Raw genomic sequence first — 19,269 nt, forward strand, 5'->3', positions numbered from 1 at the left:
ACCCACCCGATCGGCGGAAGATCCGACCGGGATAGGACGGCCGTAGTGCCGTGGTCGTACGGCGGTGGCGCGGACGCCCGCCGGGCTCAGTCGGCCGAGGGGGCGGGGGAGCGGTCCGGCTCCGGCTCCCCGCCGGCCGGCCGCCCCCGCTTGATCGCGGCGTCGCGCCTGCGGACGTACCAGATGCCGATGAAGCCGAGCCCGCCGCCGGCCAGGCAGGTCCACAGCCACCAGGTGTGGCCGTGGTCGTCGAACCAGCCGTAGAACGGCAGCTGCACCAGGAACAGGACGAACCAGATGATCGTGCCGCCGACGATGGTGGCGACCACGGGGCCCTCCAGGGGCTCCGGCGCCTCGTGTTCGGGGGATCCCGAAAAAAACCCGGCCATGCGGACAGCTTACGAGGGACCCCGGACGTGACGGGGACCGCATGACCCGCGTGACGGGGACCGCGGGGAGTCACGTGTGTCTACGCGCGGAGATAGCGCGGACGGCGTTATATGTTCATACTGAATCCGTTTGTCTCTGACCACTTTCATTCGTAGAAAACACCAAAGGGCTTCGGGGGGCGCCCGCCGGTGATGAGGTCCCCGCATATGTCCCCGTCGGCCACCACCAAGGCCCCCACCCCCGAGCAGCCGGGGTCCGGTGCCGCGTCCGGCGCCCTCGACCGCTACTTCCGGATCTCCGAGCGCGGCAGCACCCTGCCCCGTGAGATCCGCGGCGGCTTCGCCACCTTCTTCGCGATGGCGTACATCATCGTGCTGAACCCGATCATCCTGAGCAGCGCGAAGGACATGTACGGCCACCAGCTCGACAACGGCCAGCTCGTCACCGCGACCGCCCTGACCGCAGCGTTCACCACGCTGCTCATGGGCGTCATCGGCAACGTCCCGATCGCGCTGGCCGCCGGTCTGGGCATCAACTCCGTCGTCGCGCTCCAGCTCGCGCCGCGCATGTCGTGGCCGGACGCCATGGGCATGGTGGTGCTGGCCGGTTTCATCGTGATGCTGCTGGTCGCCACCGGTCTGCGCGAGCGCGTGATGAACGCCGTCCCCTACGGTCTGCGCAAGGCCATCGCCATCGGTATCGGCCTGTTCATCATGCTGATCGGCCTGGTCGACGCCGGGTTCGTCTCCCGCATCCCGGACGCCGCCCACACCACCGTCCCGCTCCAGCTCGGCGGCACCGGTCACCTCACCGGCTGGCCGGTGCTCGTCTTCGTCCTCGGCGCGCTGCTCACGCTGGTGCTGATCGCACGCAAGGTGCCCGGCGCGATCCTCATCTCGATCGTCGCGATGACGGTCCTCGCGCTGATCGTCAACGCCGTGGCCGACATCCCCACCTGGGGCCTGACGACCCCCGAGTGGCCCGGCAACCCGGTCGCCACCCCCGACTTCGGCCTGATCGGCCAGGTCAGCCTGTTCGGCGGCTTCGAGAAGGTCGGCGTGCTGACCGGCATCCTGTTCGTCTTCACCGTGCTGCTGTCGAGCTTCTTCGACGCGATGGGCACGATCATGGGCGTCTCGGACGAGGCCAAGCTGACCGACGCCCAGGGCCAGATGCCCGGCGTCAACAAGGTCCTGTTCCTCGACGGCGTCGGGGTCGCCGCGGGCGGTGCCAGCTCGGCCTCGGCCACCACCGCCTTCGTGGAGTCCACGGCCGGCGTCGGCGAGGGCGCGCGCACCGGCTTCGCCAACGTCGTCACCGGCGGCCTGTTCGCGGTGGCGCTGTTCCTCACGCCCATCGCCACGATGGTCCCGTCCCAGGCGGCCACCCCGGCGCTGGTCGCGGTGGGCTTCCTGATCCTGGCCGGTTCGATCAAGGAGATCGACTGGGCGGACCACACGATCGCCATCCCGGCCTTCGTGACGATGGTGATGATGCCGTTCACCTACTCGATCACCAACGGCATCGGCATGGGCTTCATCACCTTCGTGGTGCTGCGCCTGACGGCCGGGCGTGGCCGGGAGGTCCCGGCGGCGATGTACGTGGTGTCGGCGGTCTTCGCCTTCTACTACCTGATGCCGGCGCTGGGCCTGACCTGACCGTGCACGCGGGGGCTCACGTGACCCCGTAGAACTTCTCCGTCTCCTCGACGGCGGCCTGGAACCGCTGGTCGAAGTCATCGCGCATGAGCGTCCGGACGACATAGTCCTGGACGCTCATGCCGCGTTTCGCGGCATGTTCCCGGAGCCGTTCGAGCAGTTCGTGGTCGATACGCAGGCTGAGCACGTCGGTCCCCATGCGCATGAGGGTCCCTGCACACCACGGTGCGCCGCGCCACGATTCATGGATGGATCACTCGTACGGGTGATACGGCGTGACAGTGGCGGGGGTCACGGGCGCGTACGCGCCCCCGGGTGGTCTTTAGCGAGAGTAATGAGTTACGCTAAAGAACATGCCGGACTTCAGCCATGGCGACGACGCAGCCGCCGTGAACGCCCTCCGATCCGCCGTGATGCGGCTGTCCCGTCGGCTCAAGCACCAGCGCGTCGACGAGTCCCTCAGCCCCACCGAGATGTCGGTGCTGGGCACCCTGGCCCGCTGCGGCCGGGCCACCCCGGGCGAGCTCGCCCGCAAGGAGCACGTCCAGCCGCCGTCGATGACCCGCATCGTGGCCCTGCTGGAGGCCAAGGGACTGGTCCGCCTGGAGCCGCACCCCGACGACCGGCGCCAGAAGGTCGTCACGCAGACCGAGCGGGCCGAGACGATGCTCGAGGAGAGCCGCCGCAAGCGGAACGCGTTCCTGGCCTCGCTGGTCGAGGAACTCGACGACGACGAGTGGGCGAAACTGCGCGCCGCCGCCCCCGTGCTGGAGAAACTGGCGCACGTCTGAGCACGCAGTACGGCAGTACGGCAGTACGGCAGCAAGCTAGGAGGCGAACCCTTTTGAGTACGGGATCCGGAGCAGCTTCCGCCCCCGCACCTGACCCCCACGACACCCTGGCCGCCCCCGACACCCCCGCCCGCAAGACCTCGATGTTCGCCTCGCTGAGGGTCAGGAACTACCGCCTGTTCTTCATCGGCCAGGTCGTCTCCAACATCGGCACCTGGATGCAGCGCATCGCCCAGGACTGGCTGGTGCTCAGCCTCACCGGCTCCTCGGCCGCCGTCGGCATCACCACGGCCCTGCAGTTCCTGCCGATGCTGCTGTTCGGCCTGTACGGCGGTGTCCTCGTCGACCGCCTGCGCAAGCGCCCCACGCTGCTCGTCACCCAGACCGCGATGGCCCTCACCGCCCTCGCGCTCGCCGCCCTCACCCTGACGGGGCGGGTCGAGGTCTGGCACATCTACGTCGCCGCCTTCGCCCTCGGTCTCGCGACCGTCGTCGACAACCCGGCCCGCCAGTCCTTCGTCTCCGAACTCGTCGGCCCCGGCCAGCTGCAGAACGCGGTCAGCCTGAACTCCGCGAACTTCCAGTCCGCCCGTCTGGTCGGCCCCGCCGTCGCGGGCCTGCTGATCACCGGCGTCGGCACCGGCTGGGCGTTCCTCCTCAACGGCCTGTCCTTCGTCGCGCCGCTCGCCGGCCTGATGATGATGCGCGCCCGCGAGCTGCACGCCGTCGAGCGCGCCCCGCGCGGCAAGGGGCAGCTCCGGGAGGGCGTGCGCTACGTCACCGGGCGGCCCGAGCTGATCTGGCCGATCGTCCTGGTCGGCTTCATCGGCACCTTCGCCTTCAACTTCCCCGTCTACCTCTCGGCCTTCGCCGACGACGTCTTCCACGGGGGCGCGGGCGTCTACAGCATGTTCAACACCCTGATGGCGGTCGGCTCCGTCTCCGGCGCCCTGCTCGCCGCCCGGCGCGGCACGGCCCGGCTGCGGCTGCTGATCCTGGCCGCGCTGGCCTTCGGCGGCCTGGAGATCCTGGCCTCCGCCTCACCGCGGCTGTGGATGTTCGCCCTGATCATGGTCCCGCTGGGTCTGTTCTCGATGACGGTCAACGTCACCACCAACACCAGCCTCCAGATGGCCACCGACCCGGCGATGCGCGGCCGTGTCATGGCCCTCTACATGATGGTCTTCCTCGGCGGCTCCCCGGTCGGCGCCCCCGTCGTCGGCTGGATCACCGACACCTACGGCGCCCGCGTCGGCTTCGCGGCCGGCGGTGCGGTCGCGGTGGCCGCGGCGACCGTCATCGGCCTGATCCTGGCCAGGGTCGGCGGCCTGCGCCTGTCGGTCGGCTGGCACCGGGGCCACCCCAGCGTCCGCTTCGTGCCCCGTGAGCGTCAGGAAGCCCTCGCTCCGGCGGTCTGACGGCAGACTGGCCCCATGAGACTCTTCGCCGCCGTACTGCTGCCCGAGGACGTGGTCCAGGAGCTCGCCGCCGAGGTCGCGGAGTTGCGGAGGCTGCCCGGGGCGGACGGGATGCGGTGGACCGGGCGGGCCGGGTGGCCCCGCGGCGGAGCCGCTGACTGGCACTTCACGCTCGCCTTCTACGGCGAGGTCGACGACGGGCTCGTACCGGAGCTGACGGCGCGGCTGGGGCGGGCCGCGTCCCGGACCGAGCCGTTCCGGCTGGCGCTGCTCGGCGGCGGCCAGTTCGGGCACGGCAGGGTGCTGTGGGCCGGTGCGGAGGGGGACCTGCGCACGATGCGGCTGCTGGCCGAGCGGGCCGAGGCGGCGGCGCGCAAGGCGGGCGTGCCGATGGACGAGCACCGCCGCTACAAGGCCCACCTGACCGTCGCCCGCAGCCGGGACGCCGTCGACGTACGGCCGTACGTGGAGGCCCTGCACGCGTTCCGCAGCCGCACCTGGACCGTGGACGAGGTGGTGCTGATGCGCAGCCACCTGCCGACGTCCGGGGTGCCGGGCGAGCAGCCCCGCTATGAGGCGGTCGCCCGGCAGGCACTGGGCGCGGCCGGTTAGGCTCGGTGGCGTGGACCCGAAGACCCGTAACCGGATCATGGCCGGTGCGCTCGTGCTGATGTTCGTCGTGGTGGCGCTGGCGGCGGCACTGGGCAATTAGCGCCGCCGTCGGCCGCTGTACGCGGCGCCGGGCCATCAGTGCCGCCACCGGCCCCCGTACGCGCCGCTACCAGGCGAAGGCCTCCGGCGACGGACCCGGACCCGGGAAGATCTCGTCCAGCGAGGTCAGCAGCTCCTCGCTCAGCTCCAGCTCGACCGCCCGCAGCGCGGAGGCGAGCTGCTCGGACGTGCGCGGACCGACGATCGGGCCGGTCACGCCGGGCCGGGTGAGCAGCCAGGCCAGCGCGGCCTCGCCGGGCTCGACGCCGTGCTTGTCGAGCAGGTCCTCGTACGCCTGGATCTGCGCGCGGGACGACGGATCGGCGAGCGTGTCGGCGGCCCGTCCGGAGGCGCGCCGGCCGCCCTGGACCTCCTTCTTGATCACACCGCCCAGCAGCCCGCCGTGCAGCGGCGACCACGGGATGACCCCGAGCCCGTACTCCTGCGCGGCCGGGACGACCTCCATCTCGGCGCGGCGCTCGGCGAGGTTGTACAGGCACTGCTCGCTGACCAGGCCGATGGTGCCGCCGCGCCGGGCGGCGATCTCGTTGGCCTGGGCGATCTTGTAGCCGGGGAAGTTCGAGGAACCGACGTAGAGGATCTTGCCCTGCTGGACCAGGACGTCGACCGCCTGCCAGATCTCCTCGAACGGGGTGTTCCGGTCGACGTGGTGGAACTGGTAGACGTCGATGTAGTCCGTCCGGAGCCGCTTCAGGCTGGCGTCGACGGCCCGGCGGATGTTCACGGCCGACAGCTTGTCGTGGTTGGGCCACGCCTCGCCGTCGGCGGCCATGTTGCCGTACACCTTGGTGGCGAGGACCACCTTGTCGCGGCGCTCGCCGCCCTTCGCGAACCAGTTCCCGATGATGCTCTCGGTACGGCCCTTGTTCTCGCCCCAGCCGTAGACGTTGGCCGTGTCGAAGAAATTCAGTCCCGCGTCCAGCGCGGCGTCCATGATGGCGTGGCTGTCGGCCTCGTCGGTCTGCGGACCGAAGTTCATCGTCCCGAGGACGAGCCGGCTGACCTTGAGTCCCGTGCGTCCGAGCTGCGTGTACTTCATGGTCATCAAGCCAACGGCTTGGAGTGCGCTCTATGCAAGAGGAGACCGGTCCCGGGGGAATTTGCCGGTGCTCACGGTCAGGTCGGCCACGGTGCCGGTGAGATCGATGTCGTCACCGAAGTCCACCCGCGTCCGCGTGACGTAGTCGCCGTTCTTGGGGTCGGTGTAGACGTAGCAGCGGCCCCGGTAGGGGTCGACGATGACGTAGAGGGGCACTTCGGCGGTCGCGTAGGCGGCCTTCTTCGGGCCGTAGTCGTTGGCGGCCGTGCCCTCGGAGATGACCTCGAAGACGAACTCGACGTCCTCGTAGCGCCAGTGGCCCTCGTCGTCCTTCTCGGCGGAGGCGCGGAGTACGGCGACGTCCGGGCAGAGACCGTTCTCGTGGCCGGGGAAGTCGATGCGGACGTTCGAGAACACCTTGACGTCCATTCCGAACCGATTCTCAACGGCCCTCACCATCTTGAGGATGATCCCCCAATGGGTGGCCCGCTGTGGTGTCATGAAAACGTTGCCACCGACGATCTCGACCCTGAAACCTTCGGGGACGGGCATCCGCTCCAGCCGCTCGAACCACTCGTCCAAGCGTTGCGTGTCGGCGTCGGCCATGGAGATCCTGTCGTCTACGACGGTCGTCGTGGCGTTCCTCCCGGCTGTCCCCGGACGAGTGCGGCCGCGCGGTACAACGATACGCACGGTGAGCAGGACACGGGGCCGGGCGCATATGCCAGGAATCCCCGGCCGCTACACCGCCCCGTACGGCCCGCCCAGCCCCCACCCCCGCCACATCGCCTCCGCGAACGCCCCCGCGATCCGGTGCTCGCCGCTCTCGTTGGGATGCGTGCCGTCGTACGTGTCCACGTGGAAGTCGTACGACGCCGGCGGCGGGACCAGCAGCAGCGAGGAGTCCGGTTCGTCCAGGTCGGCGACGGTCTTCGCCAGGAGTTCGTTGAAGTGGGCGACCTGTTCGGCGAAGGCCGGGTCCGCCTCCACCCGGATGTTGCGGATCACCGGCATGACGGCCATGCGGACGCGTGGCCCGGCGGCCCTCGCCTCCGCGATGAACGCGCGGACGTTCGCCGCCGTCTGCTCGGCGTTCGTGTAGAAGCCCAGGTCGATCAGGCCCAGCGACACCAGCAGCACATCCGCGCGGCAGGAGCGCACGGTCTCGCCGATCAGCGGGACCATGTGCTGCCAGCCCTCGCCCCAGCCGGCCAGGTGGGCACGGGGGAAGCCGGGGGCGGCGTACGCGTGCGAGGTGGGGGCGTCCGTCACCGGGTCGTGCAGCGTCTCGCGCGGGCCGACCAGCGTGAAGGGACCGCCGTACGCCGTGCACAGGTGCTGCCACAGCCGGTAGCGCCAGGTGTGTTCACCCGCGCTCCCGATCGTCATCGAGTCACCTACGGGCATGAACCTGAGCACCCGATCATCATGGACGATCGGTCCGGCCGTCGCGATGTGAGTCCGGACACCCGCCGTGAAGTGCGTTGACCAATGGCACTCTTGGCACATGCGCCGACCCTTCGCCCTGATCGCCGCGACCCTCCTCACGGGTGCGCTCGCCATGCCCGCCGCCTCCGCAGCCGACGGCGACGAGGGCTTCACCGTCAAGGACCCGCGCATCACCGAGTCCAGCGGACTCGCCGCCTCCCGCCTCCACCCCGGCATCTACTGGACCCACAACGACAGCGACGACGGCCCCTACCTCTACGCCGTCGACAGCGCGACCGGCGAGACCGTCGCCCGCCTCACCCTCACCGGCGTCGGCACCCCGCGTGACGTCGAGGCCATCTCGATCGGCCCCGGCGACAAGATCTTCGTCGGGGACATCGGCGACAACCTCGGCGGTACGTGGCCGTACGTCTGGATCTACGAGCTGCCCGAGCCGAAGGAGCTCAAGGACGCGACCGTAAGGGCCACGCAGTACGTCGTGAAGTACTCCGACGGGGCCCGGGACGCCGAGTCGATGTTCGTGCACCCGAAGACCGGGCGGGTCTACATCATCGACAAGAAGGAGGAGGGCGGGCACCTGTACGAAGGGCCGGCCGAACTGTCGGCGTCCGGGAGCAACGTGTTCCGCCCGGTCGCCCCCGTCGACCTGTGGGCCACCGACGCCGCACTCTCCCCGGACGGCCGGCAGCTCGCCGTACGCGGCTACTTCGGCGGCATCCACTACTCCTGGAACGGCGGGAAGCCCAAGCGCGAGGGCCGGCTGAGCGTGCCGCTCCAGGGGCAGGGGGAGTCGGTCACCTACTCCGCCGACGGGTCCCGGCTCATGTACGGCAGCGAGGGCGACCAGAGCCCGGTCGAGTCCCGCGAGGCGCCGGGCGGGGGCGGCGGGAAGGGGTCCCCGTCCAGCGGCGGGGGCACCGGGAGCGGGGAGGGCGGCGCCGGTGCCGGCGACGGGACCGACGGCACCGTCAAGGTCGGCGCCGCCGCCGCGGCGGCCCTCCTCTGCGTGCTCCTCTTCCGACTGCTGCGCCGCCGCAACCGCTGATCAGCCGCCCTGCCCCGCCGGGGCCCGCCCGGCGACGAACACCTCAAGACCGTCCAGGATCCGCTGCAACCCGAACTCGAAGTGGTCGAAGCCCGAGCCGAAGGTGTCCTCGGACAGCCCGGCCAGGACGGGGTAGCGCCCGCTGAGCATGGCTTTCTCCAGGGCCGGCTGCTGCGCCTCCCAGAACTGCGCGTCCGTCAGCCCGGAGCCGCGCTCGGCCTGCTCCTGGTAGAGCTGGGTCCGGGCGGCCCCGACCACGTACCCGTCGATCATGATGATCACCGACAGCAGTTCGGGGTCGGACAGGCCCATCGGCTTGATCCGGGTGAGCACCTTCTCCATACCGTCCAGCGCGCTCGGGCCGAGGACCGGGCGGGACTGGTTGACCTCCATCAGCCACGGGTGCCGGCGGTACAGGGCGAGGGTGGCGTGGCCGAAGGCCTCCAGCGCCGCGCGCCAGCCGCCGTCGCCGAGGTCCGCGGGGTCCTCCGAGGGCCGCTGCACCCGGTCCAGCATCAGGTCGAGCAGCTCGGCCTTGCCGGGGACGTAGCGGTACAGGGACATCGTGCCGGTGCCGAGTTCCGTGGCGATCCTGCGCATCGACAGCGCGCCGAGCCCGTCCCGGTCGGCGACCCCGACGGCGGTCTCCACGATGCGGTCCAGTGTCAGCCCCGGCTTCGGCCCCCGGCTGGGCCGCGGGCCGGTGTCCCACAGCAGGTCGAGGGTGCGGGCGATGTCGCCGCCGCCACTGGTCTCCGTACCGCTGCTCATGAGGGCAGTCTAGTTCCGTCCGAAAAAACTGAGTACGGCGTACGCGTAATCGGGTACGGTGTACTCAGTTCTTGGAAGGGGGACTCATGGACGACGGCTACGCGGTCCGGGCGGAGGGCCTGGAGAAGCGGTACGGCGAGAAGCGCGCCCTCGACGGCTTCGACCTCGCCGTCCGCGAGGGCACGGTGCACGGACTCCTCGGACCGAACGGCGCCGGCAAGACCACCGCCGTACGCATCCTGTCGACGCTGATCCGGCTCGACGGCGGCCGTGCCACGGTCGCCGGGCTCGATGTCACCCGGCAGGCGCGCGGGGTGCGGGCGCGGATCGGGCTCACCGGGCAGTACGCGGCGGTGGACGAGGTGCTCACCGGGCGGCAGAACCTGGAGATGTTCGGCCGGCTGTTCCACCTCGGCGGCAGACGGGCCGCGGCGCGGGCGGTCGAGCTGCTGGAGCGGTTCGACCTGACCGACGCCGCCGACAAGGGCGTGGGCGGTTACAGCGGCGGCATGCGCCGGCGCCTCGACCTCGCCGCCTCGATGATCCTCGCCCCGGCCGTGCTCTTCCTGGACGAGCCGACCACGGGACTGGACCCCCGTAGCCGCGGCGAAGTCTGGGATTCGGTGCGGGCGTTGGTGGCGGACGGTACGACCGTGCTGCTGACCACGCAGTACCTGGAGGAGGCCGACAGGCTGGCTTCCCGGATCACCGTCATCGACCAGGGGCGGGCCATCGCCGACGACAGCCCGGACGGGCTGAAGAACCTGGTCGGCGGCGACCGCATCGAGGTCGTGGTCGCCGAGCGCTCCGACATCCCGCGCGCGGTGAAGGTCGTCGCGCGGGTCGCCGAGGGCGAACCCGAGTCGGACGACACCGAGTTGCGGGTGCACGCGCCCGTGACCGACCGGGTGGCCGCGCTCACCGAAGTGGCGCGCACCCTCCAGGACGAGGGCGTACGGGTGGAGGACCTCGGACTGCGCAGGCCCAGCCTCGACGACGTGTTCCTGCGCCTGACCGGACACCGCGCGGAGAAGGAGGCGGCGGCATGAGCACGGCCGAACTGACCGGACCGGCCGAGCACGGCCGTACGTACTGGGTGCTCGCGGACTGCTGGAACATCGTCCGCCGCGGCCTCACCCACTACCGGCGCCAGCCCGTCAACATCGCCTGGCAGCTCGGCTTTCCCATCCTGTCGGTCCTCCTCTACGGCTATGTCTTCGGCAGCGCGATGACCGTGCCGGGCGGCGGGGACTACAAGGACTTCCTGATGCCGGGCATGTTCGTGATGACCATGGCGTTCGGCTTCATCAACACGGCGACCGTGGTGGTGTACGACTCCACCAAGGGGGTCATCGACCGGTTCCGCTCCATGCCGATGGCGTCGTCCGCGGTGGTGGCCGGGCGCGGGGTGACCGATCTGGTCGTCGCCTGCGCGGAGCTGGCCATCATGATGCTGACCGCGCTGGCCATGGGCTGGCGGCCGGACGGCGGCTGGGGCTTCCTGGCGGCGTTCGGGCTGCTGCTGTGGCTGCGGTTCGCGCTGATCTGGATCGGGGTCTGGCTGGGACTGCTGGTGCCCAACCCGGAGGCGGCGGGCGGGCTGTTCGCGGTCGCGTTCCCGCTGACGATGATCTCCAGCATCTTCGTCGCCCCGCAGCTCATGCCGGACTGGCTGGGCTGGGTGGCGGCCTGGAACCCGATCTCCTCCACGGCCGCCGCGGCCCGCGACCTGTTCGGCACGCCGGTCGGCGGCGGCGACTCCTGGGTCGAGCGGCACGCGCTGCTGATGGCGGGGGTGTGGCCGCTCGTGCTGACGGCGGTCTTCCTGCCGCTCGCGGTGCGCAGGTTCCAGCGGCTCAGCAGGTGAGGAGGGGCCGCGGCTAGCATACGGTCGCATGGAACCGTACGGACGTCCGATCGGTGAACTGCCGGGTGACCCGCGGCGGTTGTCGCTGGAGTACCACCAGCGGCAGCCGCTGAGCGGCGTCGAGGACCAGGACGGTCTCGACGAGTGGACCGTGTCCGTGCGGGCGGAGCGGTTCCGGAACCGCACCGTCGGCGGTGTCGTCGGCTCCCTGACCCTCTTCCGGCTGCGGCAGGACGAGCGGTTCGGCCCATCCCCCTGTGGGGACGCGGAGGGGTACGACCTCGGTCTCTTCCATGCGGTCATGGGCTGCTACGACCTCGGGCGGGGCGGCTACCGGCAGGAGTTCCGGGACAGCATGACGTCCGCCGACGGCGACCTGCTCGTCCTGTGGGACGTCCGGCTGGACCCGGAGTGGCGCGGGGTCGGCCTGGGCCCCGTGCTCGCCTCCCAGGCGCTGTGGACCCTGGGCGCCGGGTGCAGCGCGGTGGCCGCCGCGACGACGGCGCCCGTAGCCGGCGACGAGGGGCGCCGGCTGTCGGCGGAGGAGTGGAACCGGGCCAACGAGAAGATCACGGTCCTGTGCGAGTCCATCGGTTTCCGGCTCCGTCCCCGGCCGCTGGGGTACCTCCTCGACCCCGCCACCGAAGAGGCGCAGAACGCGCGTGAGGAGCAGCTCCGGCGGTACGACGCGCTGGCGGACGCCTGGCGCGCGCACCGCGGGTGAGACGACGGAAGAGGACGCCCGGTCCGCCGGGCGCCCTCTTCCGTGTCGTGCGAGGCGTGACTACAGCTGCTCGATGACGTAGTCCACGCACTTCGTCAGGGCCTCGACGTCCGCCGGGTCGATCGCCGGGAACATCGCGACGCGGAGCTGGTTGCGGCCGAGCTTGCGGTAGGGCTCGGTGTCGACGATGCCGTTGGCGCGCAGCGCCTTGGCGACGGCGGCGGCGTCGACCTCGTCCGTGAAGTCGATCGTGCCGATGACCTGGGAGCGCTTGGCCGGGTCGGTGACGAACGGGGTGGCGTGCTTGGACTCGTCCGCCCAGGTGTACAGGCGGGTCGAGGAGTCCTTCGTACGGGCCGTGGACCAGGCGAGGCCGCCCTGGCCGTTGATCCACTCCAGCTGCTCGTTGAGCAGGAACAGGGTGGCCAGCGCCGGGGTGTTGTACGTCTGGTTCTTGCGGGAGTTGTCGATCGCCGTGGGGAGACTGAAGAACTCCGGGACGTGGCGGCCGGAGGCGTGGATCCGCTCGGCGCGCTCGATCGCGGCCGGGGAGAACACGCCGATCCACAGGCCGCCGTCGGAGGCGAAGGACTTCTGCGGGGCGAAGTAGTAGACGTCCGTCTCGGCGATGTCGACCGGGAGGCCGCCCGCGCCGGAGGTGGCGTCCACCAGGACGAGGGAGCCCTCGTCGGCGCCGGCGACGCGCCGGATCGGCATGGCGACGCCGGTGGAGGTCTCGTTGTGGGTGAAGGCGTAGACGTCCACGCCCGCCTCGGCGGCGGCCTCGGGGTGCGTGCCCGGGTCGGCGGAGACGACCGTGGGGTCGGCGAGCCACGGGGCGAGCTTGGCGGCCTTGGCGAACTTGGAGCTGAACTCGCCGAAGGTGAGGTGCTGCGACTTGTTCTCGATCAGGCCGTGGGTCGCGACGTCCCAGAACGCGGTGGAGCCGCCGTTGCCGAGGACGACCTCGTAGCCGTCGGGGAGCTGGAACAGCTCGCGGATGCCCTCGCGCACCTTGCCGACCAGGTTCTTCACCGGGGCCTGGCGGTGGGAGGTGCCGAGCAGGGACGTGCCGGTCGCGGCCAGGGCGTCCAGTGCCTCCGTCCGCACCTTGGAGGGGCCCGCACCGAAACGACCGTCGGCGGGCTTGATGTCAGCAGGAATCCGGATCTCAGCCACGACCGGAGCCTAGCGGCTGCGGGAAACCCCGGCGAAACATCGTCCGTCCGCTGAGACGAGCGGTGGGACGGAGGTGAGACGGGTGCCGGACGGAAGGGGAGCGGGTGCCGGGGCGGAAGTGAGACGGGTGGCGGACGGACCGGGGGGAGGTCCGTCCACCACCCGCGTCGTTCACCCGCCGAGCTTCACCGGAAGCTCGAACAGGTCGTTCTGGGTGACCACCGGCTTGTTGCGCAGCTCGCTCGCCGGGACCGCCAGGTCCAGCTTCGGGAAGCGGGCGTACAGGGCCGGGAGGGCCACGCCCGCCTCCAGGCGGGACAGGGCCGCGCCGGGGCACACGTGCGGGCCGTGGCCGAAGGAGATGTGCCGGTTGGTGATCTCGCGGGTGATGTCGAAGTCGCCGGCCGTCGGGCCGTGCGCCTGCTCGTCGCGGCCGATCGCGGCGTACGACACGATCAGCGCGTCACCCGCCGGGAGGACCTTGTCGCCCACCGGTATGTCCTCGGTCGCGAACCGGATCAGCACGTGGGACGTCGGCGTGGCGTACCGCAGCGTCTCCTCGACCACCGCCGACCAGTCCGCCTCGCCGGACAGCACCAGTTCCCGCTGCTCGGGGTGGAGGGACAGGTTGGCCACCGCGTTGACGATGAGGGAGATCGTCGTCTCGTGGCCGGCCGCCACCATCAGCTGGAGCGTGGCGACGATCTCCTCGTCGGTGAGGCTGTCGCCGTCCTCCGACGCCTGGATGAGCGCGGAGGTCAGGTCGTCGCCCGGGTGCTCGCGCTTGTGCGCCACCGTCTCGGCCATGATCCCGGCCAGCTCGGTCAGCGTCGCGACGACCTCCTCGGGCGGGGTCTGCGTGGAGAAGAACTTCTCGAAGAGCTCCTTCAGGCGCGGCAGCCGCTCCTCCGCAAGACCCATCAGGTCGGCGATGACGTACATCGGCAGCGGGTAGGCGAACGCCGCCTTCAGGTCCACCGTGTCGCCGGGCCGGTCGGCCACCTGGTCCAGCAGGCCCTCGGTCAGCTCCGTGATCCGCTCCCGCATCCGCTCCACCCGGCGCGGCGTGAGCGCCTGCGCGACCAGCGTGCGCAGCCGGCGGTGGTCGGAGCCGTCCACGGTGAGCATGGAGCGGGGCGGGTTGGCCAGCCCGATCAGCGGCCAGTCGGGGGCGATCTCGCCGCGCTGCCAGGCGGTCCAGACGTTGATGTCCTTCACCACGCGCGGGTCGGTGAGCAGCCTCTTCGCCTCGGCGTGGTGGGTGACCGCCCACACCGGCACGCCACCCGGCAGCGTCACGGCGGCCAGCGGCCCGGCGGCCCGCAGCGCCGCGCTCTCCCCGTCCAGGTCGGAGACGAAGGGGTCGAGGGGGATACGGGTCTGTCCGGTGTCGGTCGTCATGGTGTCCGTATCAGCCGTCATGCGAGCGAGCCTCCAAGGGCGGGAGTGGGTGTGAACGTGACCGGGAGTTCGGACAGTCCGCGCAGCCACGGCGACGGGCGGCGGGTCAGGTTCGCGGCCGGCACCGCGAGGTCGATGTCCGGCAGCCGGTCCAGTACGACCTCGATGCCGGTCCGGGCGATCACCTCGGCGATCTCCTGCGCCGGGAACGGGCAGCGGTGCTCCCCGTGACCGAAGGAGAAGTGCGCGCTGTTGCCGCCGGTCAGCGCCGAGCCGTCGGTCCGCACCTGGGGGTCGGCGTTGGCGCCCTGCAGGCCGAGCAGCAGCATGTCGCCGGCGCGGACGCGGCGTCCGCCGAGCTGGGTGTCGCGGGACGCCCAGCGGGCGGCCACGTTCTGGGTCGGCGTGTCCTCCCACAGCACCTCGTTCATCGCCTCGGCGATGCTGTTGCGGCCTCCGAACAGGGAGGCCGCGAAGCGGCTGTCGGTGAGCATCAGGTGCAGCGAGTTGCCGATCCAGTCGGCGGTCGGCTGGTGCCCGGCCGCCAGCATCACCATCAGGTCCTGGAGGATCTCCTCCTCGGTGAAGCCGGAGGGGTCGGTGAGCATCCGGGACGCGACGTCCTCGGCGGGCGCGTTCCTGCGGGCGGTCACCAGCTCCGTCATCGACGTGAACAGGTGGCTCTGGCCCGCGAGGGCCCGCTCCCGCCCGTCGATCATGTCGTTGAGGGCGGTGACCAGGGCCGGGCCCTCCTCGTCGGAGAAGCCGAAGATCCGGGCCAGCACCCGCACCGGCAGCAGCATCGCGAACTCGCCGATCAGGTCGGCGGTGCCCTTGGGGCAGATCCCGTCGATCAGCTCGTCCGCGAACTTCTCGGCGTACCCGCGCAGTTCGAACGGGTCGACCGCCTCCAGCGCGTTCCCCAGCATCCCCGCCCGCTCGCGGTGCCGCTCGCCGACGGTGTAGAGGATCGACGGCTGCCTGCGGCCGATCATCGGCAGCAGCGGCCAGTCGTCGGGGATGTTCTCCCACTGGTTCCACAGGTCGGAGTCGCGGCTGAACAGCACCGGGTCGCCGGTGATCTGGTGCAGCTCGCGGTAGCCGAGCACCAGCCAGGCCGGCGCGTCCCCGTCCAGCACCACCGGGACGACGCTGCCGTGCTCGCGCCGCATCTCCCGGTACACGCGGGACGGGTCGTCCTGGAGCAGGGACCCCTGGAAACGGACGGCGTTGGGGACGGAGGCGGGACTCACACCAGCTCCTGACGGGGGGCTCGGGCCGGGTCGGCGTACAGGGCCTGGATGTGCTCCACCAGCGTGATCAGCACGATCTTGCTGGACTCCCGGGAGCGCGCGTCGCAGTTGACCAGCGGCACGTGCGGGTCGAGGTCGAGGGCCTCGCGGATCTGCTGGGGAGTGAAGGTGGCGCCGCCGAAGTCGTTGCACGCCACGATGAACGGCGTGCCGTGCTTCTCCAGCCGGTCGATGGCGTACCAGGAGTCGTCGATGCGCCGGGTGTCGACCAGCACGACCGCGCCGAGCGTGCCGGAGAACAGCCGGTCCCACAGGAACCAGAAGCGCTCCTGTCCGGGCGCCCCGAACAGGTACAGCACGTTGCGGGTGTCGAGGGTGATGCGGCCGAAGTCGAAGGCGACGGTGGTCGCGGTCTTGCCGCTCACCCCGCTGGTGTCGTCGACGGCCTCCCCGGCCTGGGTCATCGTCTCCTCGGTGTTGAGGGGACGGATCTCGCTGACCGAGCGGACCATCGTCGTCTTGCCGGCGCCGAAGCCGCCCACGACCACGATCTTCAGGCCGTTGTCGGCCGACGCGCCCAGCGGCGTACGCGTCTCAGAGGTTGCGGAGTCCAACGAGCACCTGCTCCAGGATGTCGGGGTCGGGTACGGCGGCCTTGCGGGGGTGACGGGCGCTGACCCGGCCCGCCGCCTGCAGGTCGGAGAGCAGGATCCGGGTGATGCTCACGGGCAGCTTCAGCTCGGCCGCGATCTCCACGACCGCCGTGGGGCGTTCGGTCAGCCGCAGGATCGCCGCGTGCTCGGACTGCATGCCGGGCACCGGATCGCACTCGGCGACGACCAGGGTCACCAGGTCGAAGGGGTTGTCGGGACCGGACCGGCTGCGCCCCCCGGTGAGGGTGTAGAGCCGGTCGGGGGAGTCGTCCCTGCCGGGCCTGCTCATGAGGTGCGCGGCTGCGCGGTCAGGTGCTCGCCGAGTTGTTCCACGAGCTCGCTCATGTTGTGCCCGATGAGCCCGGCGTCCGCGTCCTCGGTGGTGATCACGGCCAGGTGCGCGCCCTCGCCGGCCTCCACGATGAACAGCACACCGCCGTAGAACTCGGTCATCGCCGAGCGCACGCCGCCGCTGCCGTCGCCGAACTCGACGGAGGCGCCGTGCGACAGCGACTGGATGCCGGCGGCGATCGCGGCGAGCTGGTCGGCCTGGTCGGCGGACAGCTCCGGGGTGCGGCACAGTTTCAGGCCGTCGCGGGAGAGCACGAGCGCGTGCCGTGCGCCCGGCGTGCGCTCCAGCAGGCCCTCTATCAGCCAGGTGAGCTTCTCGTCGGCGGTCGTCGTGCCGGTCATGAGGTGGTGTCGCCTTCCGGGGTCGCGGGGGTGGGGTGTGCTTCGGGGGTCGGGCCGGCGGTGGTGCCGGTGTCCGGGTCGGCCGTGTCGTCCGGGGTGGGCGGGCGGACGGCCTGGCGGAAGCTGCTGAAGCGGGCGGTGCGTGCCTTGGTCTCCTCGGCGGTCGGGGCGGGCCGGGGCGTGGTGCCACGGCCGCCCGGACGCGTGCGCTCCGCCTCGGCGAGGGTCCGGCCCCGGCGGCGGCGGGGCAGCACGAGGGGCGGGACGTCGGCGGTCCGGTCCGGGGACTCGTGGGTCGGCACCGGGTCGGGGTCGAGGTCGGCGCCCGCGCGGGAGGCCGCGTAGGAGGGGGCGGGGCGGGTGCCCTCGGGGGACGTCGGGCGGTCCACCGGGGCGGTGCCGGCGGTGGTGCCGGCGTCGGTGCCGGTGTCGCCCGCGCTGCCGTGGCTGGTCTCGGGTTCCGGCCGGTCGGGGGCGGTCTCCGCGCGGTGGTCGCGGCGCGGGGGGAGACCGCCGGACGCCTCGTCGGCCGGGGCCTCGGAACCGAGTGCCCCGACGAGTGCGGCGGGGGTCGCGGGGACGGACGGAGTACCGGCCGAAGCGGTGGTGCGGGATGTCGACGCGGTGGTGCCGCCGGTCGCCGCGGTTCCCGCCGCCGGGGCCGTGGGCGCCGCGTCCGGCGGTACGAGGATGTCCTGCGGGACGAGCATCAGGACGCCCGTGCCGCCGCGGGCCGAGGGCCGGTAGGAGACCCGGAGCCCGTACCGCCGGGCCAGCCGGCCGACCACGCCGAGCCCGAGCCGGGTGCCGGTGAGGCCCCCGAGTTCGGCGGACTCGCCGGAGACCGCGCGCTCGGCGCGACGCAGCTGCGCCTCGCCCATGACGAGCCCGCTGTCCTCGACGGAGACGATGACCCCGGCCGGGACCTCCTCGACGTACACGTGGACCTCGGCGGTCGGCGGCGAGAAGTTCGCGGCGTTGTCGAGGAGTTCGGCGAGCGCGTGCATGACGCCCTCGGCGGCGTGCCCGGCGACCGCGGTGTCGCTGGCGGAGTGGACCCTGACGCGCTGGTAGCCGCTGATCCGGCCCATGGCGCCGCGCAGGATGGACTCCATGGCGATGGGCCGGGCCCAGCGGCGGCCGGAGCGGGCGCCGGTGAGGACGGCGACGGAGTCGGCGAGCCTGCCCGCCTGCGCGGTGCGGTGGTCGAGGTGGAGCAGGTCGGCGAGGACCTCCTCGTCGTGGTGCTTCTCCTCCATCGCGCGCAGGTCGGCGAGCATGCCGGTGGAGAGGGCCTGCATGCGTCCGGCCGCGTTGGCGGTCGCGGACAGTGCGGCGGCCCGGGCGCCGTCGGCCTCGCGCAGCCGGGTGGTCAGCCGCGCGTTCTCGGCGGTGAGCCGGTCCCGGTCGGCCCTGATCCGGTCCCGCTCCTCGGCCAGCCGGTCGCGCTCCTCCGCGTGGTCGCGGGCCGACCGGGCGGTGTGGGCGCCGTGTTCCTCGGTGATGAGGCGCAGTTTCCCGGCGTGTTCCTCGGCGAGCCGCTCCAGTGCGGCGGTGTGGTCGTCCACGAGCCGGGCCCGCTCGTCGGCGTGCTCCCGCGTCAGGCGGGCGGTGTCGGCGGCGTGCTGCTCGGCGAGGCGGGCGGTGTCGGCGGCGTGCTGCTCGGCGAGACGGTCGCGCTCCGCGGCCAGGGTCTCGGCGAGGTGGTTGCGCTCCTGGTCCAGTTCGGCGGACAACCGGGCGCGTTCACGGGTGAGTTCACCGGTCAGCCGCTCGTGCTGGCGGCGGGACTCCTCCGTCAGCCGGGCGCGTTCCTGGAGCAGCCGGCCGACGTCCTGGGTGACGGCGTCCAGCCGTGCCCGGGCGGCCCGCGCCGACAGGACGGCGTACGTGGCCACCGTGGCCGCCGCGCACAGCAGCACGGCGGCGATCGTCCCGACCACGACGACGGAGCCGATCGCGTCGTCCGGGACGAGGAAGAGGGCGGCGAGGACCCCGATCGCGGCGACTGCCGCGGTGAGCACGGGAACGGGCAGCATGCTGCGGGGGGTGGGGCGGTCGCCGGGGAGCAGGGGGGAGGTCATCAATCAGGGTCCTCGTTCGGGTCCTCGGTCGGTCCGCGGGCGTGCGTCGTCGTGTCTGCGCGGCCCTCGGGCGGTTTCACGGGAATGCCGGACTCGGTTTTCGGGGTCGCTTTCGAACGAGG

General features: G+C 71.7%; 21 protein-coding genes. 8 read left to right on the plus strand and 13 right to left on the minus strand.

Annotated features, from left to right (window positions below; genetic code table 11):
• Positions 1-86: 86 nt before the first annotated feature.
• Positions 87-389: a DUF2530 domain-containing protein gene (locus tag ACFV5H_RS26120; RefSeq protein ID WP_385054382.1), complete on the minus strand. Its 303-nt coding sequence runs from the start codon at positions 387-389 to the stop codon at positions 87-89.
• 207 nt (positions 390-596) lie between these two features.
• On the opposite strand from ACFV5H_RS26120, the gene ACFV5H_RS26125 reads away from it, so the two are divergent.
• Positions 597-2,048 (plus strand): NCS2 family permease, encoded by a 1,452-nt coding sequence (locus ACFV5H_RS26125; protein ID WP_385197495.1) that lies wholly within the window; start codon positions 597-599, stop codon positions 2,046-2,048.
• A 16-nt stretch (positions 2,049-2,064) separates the two neighbouring features.
• Here the strand turns inward: ACFV5H_RS26125 and ACFV5H_RS26130 are convergent, their stop codons facing one another.
• Entirely contained in the window at positions 2,065-2,247 is a 183-nt protein-coding gene (locus tag ACFV5H_RS26130; RefSeq protein WP_167996206.1) for a ribbon-helix-helix protein, CopG family, read from the minus strand.
• 154 nt (positions 2,248-2,401) lie between these two features.
• Between ACFV5H_RS26130 and ACFV5H_RS26135 the strand changes: the two genes are divergently transcribed.
• The 3 genes from ACFV5H_RS26135 to thpR are packed head-to-tail and all read left to right on the plus strand — an operon-like array spanning position 2,402 to position 4,869.
• Positions 2,402-2,839: a MarR family winged helix-turn-helix transcriptional regulator gene (locus tag ACFV5H_RS26135; protein WP_385054388.1), complete on the plus strand. Its 438-nt coding sequence runs from the start codon at positions 2,402-2,404 to the stop codon at positions 2,837-2,839.
• 53 nt (positions 2,840-2,892) lie between these two features.
• On the plus strand, positions 2,893-4,257 hold the full coding sequence (locus ACFV5H_RS26140; protein WP_385054391.1) for an MFS transporter: 1,365 nt from the start codon (positions 2,893-2,895) through the stop codon (positions 4,255-4,257).
• 15 nt (positions 4,258-4,272) lie between these two features.
• Positions 4,273-4,869, plus strand: coding sequence for an RNA 2',3'-cyclic phosphodiesterase (thpR, locus tag ACFV5H_RS26145; protein WP_385197496.1), 597 nt, complete (start codon positions 4,273-4,275; stop codon positions 4,867-4,869).
• Between the two features lie 166 nt (positions 4,870-5,035).
• Here thpR and ACFV5H_RS26150 read toward each other — a convergent pair whose 3' ends face one another.
• The 3 genes from ACFV5H_RS26150 to ACFV5H_RS26160 all read right to left on the minus strand — a co-directional run bounded on the left by ACFV5H_RS26150 (position 5,036) and on the right by ACFV5H_RS26160 (position 7,447).
• Positions 5,036-6,028, minus strand: a complete 993-nt coding sequence (locus ACFV5H_RS26150) for an aldo/keto reductase (RefSeq protein WP_385054397.1) — start codon at positions 6,026-6,028, stop codon at positions 5,036-5,038.
• A 30-nt stretch (positions 6,029-6,058) separates the two neighbouring features.
• A complete protein-coding gene (locus ACFV5H_RS26155; RefSeq protein ID WP_385054400.1) occupies positions 6,059-6,634 on the minus strand; it encodes a Uma2 family endonuclease in 576 nt (191 codons plus the stop codon).
• A 135-nt stretch (positions 6,635-6,769) separates the two neighbouring features.
• Positions 6,770-7,447 carry an SGNH/GDSL hydrolase family protein gene (locus ACFV5H_RS26160; protein WP_385197497.1) on the minus strand — a complete coding sequence of 226 codons (678 nt, stop codon included), beginning with the start codon at positions 7,445-7,447 and terminating at the stop codon, positions 6,770-6,772.
• An 88-nt stretch (positions 7,448-7,535) separates the two neighbouring features.
• Between ACFV5H_RS26160 and ACFV5H_RS26165 the strand changes: the two genes are divergently transcribed.
• The gene (locus ACFV5H_RS26165; RefSeq protein ID WP_385197499.1) at positions 7,536-8,522 is read left to right on the plus strand and encodes a WD40 repeat domain-containing protein; all 987 of its coding nucleotides are present in this window, start codon (positions 7,536-7,538) and stop codon (positions 8,520-8,522) included.
• Here ACFV5H_RS26165 and ACFV5H_RS26170 read toward each other — a convergent pair whose 3' ends face one another.
• Positions 8,523-9,293, minus strand: a complete 771-nt coding sequence (locus ACFV5H_RS26170) for a TetR/AcrR family transcriptional regulator (protein ID WP_385197501.1) — start codon at positions 9,291-9,293, stop codon at positions 8,523-8,525.
• Between the two features lie 86 nt (positions 9,294-9,379).
• Here ACFV5H_RS26170 and ACFV5H_RS26175 point away from each other — a divergent pair, with 86 nt between their 5' ends.
• Genes ACFV5H_RS26175 through ACFV5H_RS26185 form a run of 3 tightly spaced genes read left to right on the plus strand, consistent with a single transcriptional unit; the run spans position 9,380 to position 11,884 of the window.
• Entirely contained in the window at positions 9,380-10,342 is a 963-nt protein-coding gene (locus ACFV5H_RS26175) for an ATP-binding cassette domain-containing protein (RefSeq protein WP_385054411.1), read from the plus strand.
• Positions 10,339-11,160, plus strand: a complete 822-nt coding sequence (locus ACFV5H_RS26180) for an ABC transporter permease (protein WP_385054415.1) — start codon at positions 10,339-10,341, stop codon at positions 11,158-11,160. The genes ACFV5H_RS26175 and ACFV5H_RS26180 overlap by 4 nt, the downstream gene beginning before the upstream one ends.
• A 28-nt stretch (positions 11,161-11,188) precedes the next feature.
• On the plus strand, positions 11,189-11,884 hold the full coding sequence (locus ACFV5H_RS26185; protein ID WP_385197502.1) for a hypothetical protein: 696 nt from the start codon (positions 11,189-11,191) through the stop codon (positions 11,882-11,884).
• Positions 11,885-11,944: 60 nt separating this feature from the next.
• On the opposite strand, the gene serC is transcribed toward ACFV5H_RS26185, so the two are convergent.
• The 7 genes from serC to ACFV5H_RS26220 all read right to left on the minus strand — a co-directional run bounded on the left by serC (position 11,945) and on the right by ACFV5H_RS26220 (position 19,147).
• Positions 11,945-13,063 (minus strand): phosphoserine transaminase, encoded by a 1,119-nt coding sequence (gene serC / locus ACFV5H_RS26190; protein WP_385054420.1) that lies wholly within the window; start codon positions 13,061-13,063, stop codon positions 11,945-11,947.
• A 171-nt stretch (positions 13,064-13,234) separates the two neighbouring features.
• Positions 13,235-14,485, minus strand: coding sequence for a cytochrome P450 (locus ACFV5H_RS26195; RefSeq protein ID WP_385054422.1), 1,251 nt, complete (start codon positions 14,483-14,485; stop codon positions 13,235-13,237).
• Positions 14,482-15,717 (minus strand): cytochrome P450, encoded by a 1,236-nt coding sequence (locus ACFV5H_RS26200; protein WP_385197504.1) that lies wholly within the window; start codon positions 15,715-15,717, stop codon positions 14,482-14,484. Before ACFV5H_RS26200 ends, ACFV5H_RS26195 begins: the two co-directional genes overlap by 4 nt.
• Entirely contained in the window at positions 15,714-16,331 is a 618-nt protein-coding gene (locus ACFV5H_RS26205) for an ATP/GTP-binding protein (protein WP_073934445.1), read from the minus strand. The genes ACFV5H_RS26200 and ACFV5H_RS26205 overlap by 4 nt, the downstream gene beginning before the upstream one ends.
• A complete protein-coding gene (locus tag ACFV5H_RS26210; protein ID WP_030835307.1) occupies positions 16,312-16,659 on the minus strand; it encodes a DUF742 domain-containing protein in 348 nt (115 codons plus the stop codon). The genes ACFV5H_RS26205 and ACFV5H_RS26210 overlap by 20 nt, the downstream gene beginning before the upstream one ends.
• The gene (locus ACFV5H_RS26215; protein ID WP_385054428.1) at positions 16,656-17,063 is read right to left on the minus strand and encodes a roadblock/LC7 domain-containing protein; all 408 of its coding nucleotides are present in this window, start codon (positions 17,061-17,063) and stop codon (positions 16,656-16,658) included. Before ACFV5H_RS26215 ends, ACFV5H_RS26210 begins: the two co-directional genes overlap by 4 nt.
• Entirely contained in the window at positions 17,060-19,147 is a 2,088-nt protein-coding gene (locus tag ACFV5H_RS26220) for an ATP-binding protein (RefSeq protein ID WP_385197506.1), read from the minus strand. The genes ACFV5H_RS26215 and ACFV5H_RS26220 overlap by 4 nt, the downstream gene beginning before the upstream one ends.
• Between the last annotated feature and the right edge of the window lie 122 nt (positions 19,148-19,269).

It is taken from the genome of Streptomyces sp. NPDC059787 (assembly GCF_042732315.1).
GTDB classification, from domain to species: Bacteria; Actinomycetota; Actinomycetes; order Streptomycetales; family Streptomycetaceae; genus Streptomyces; species Streptomyces atrovirens.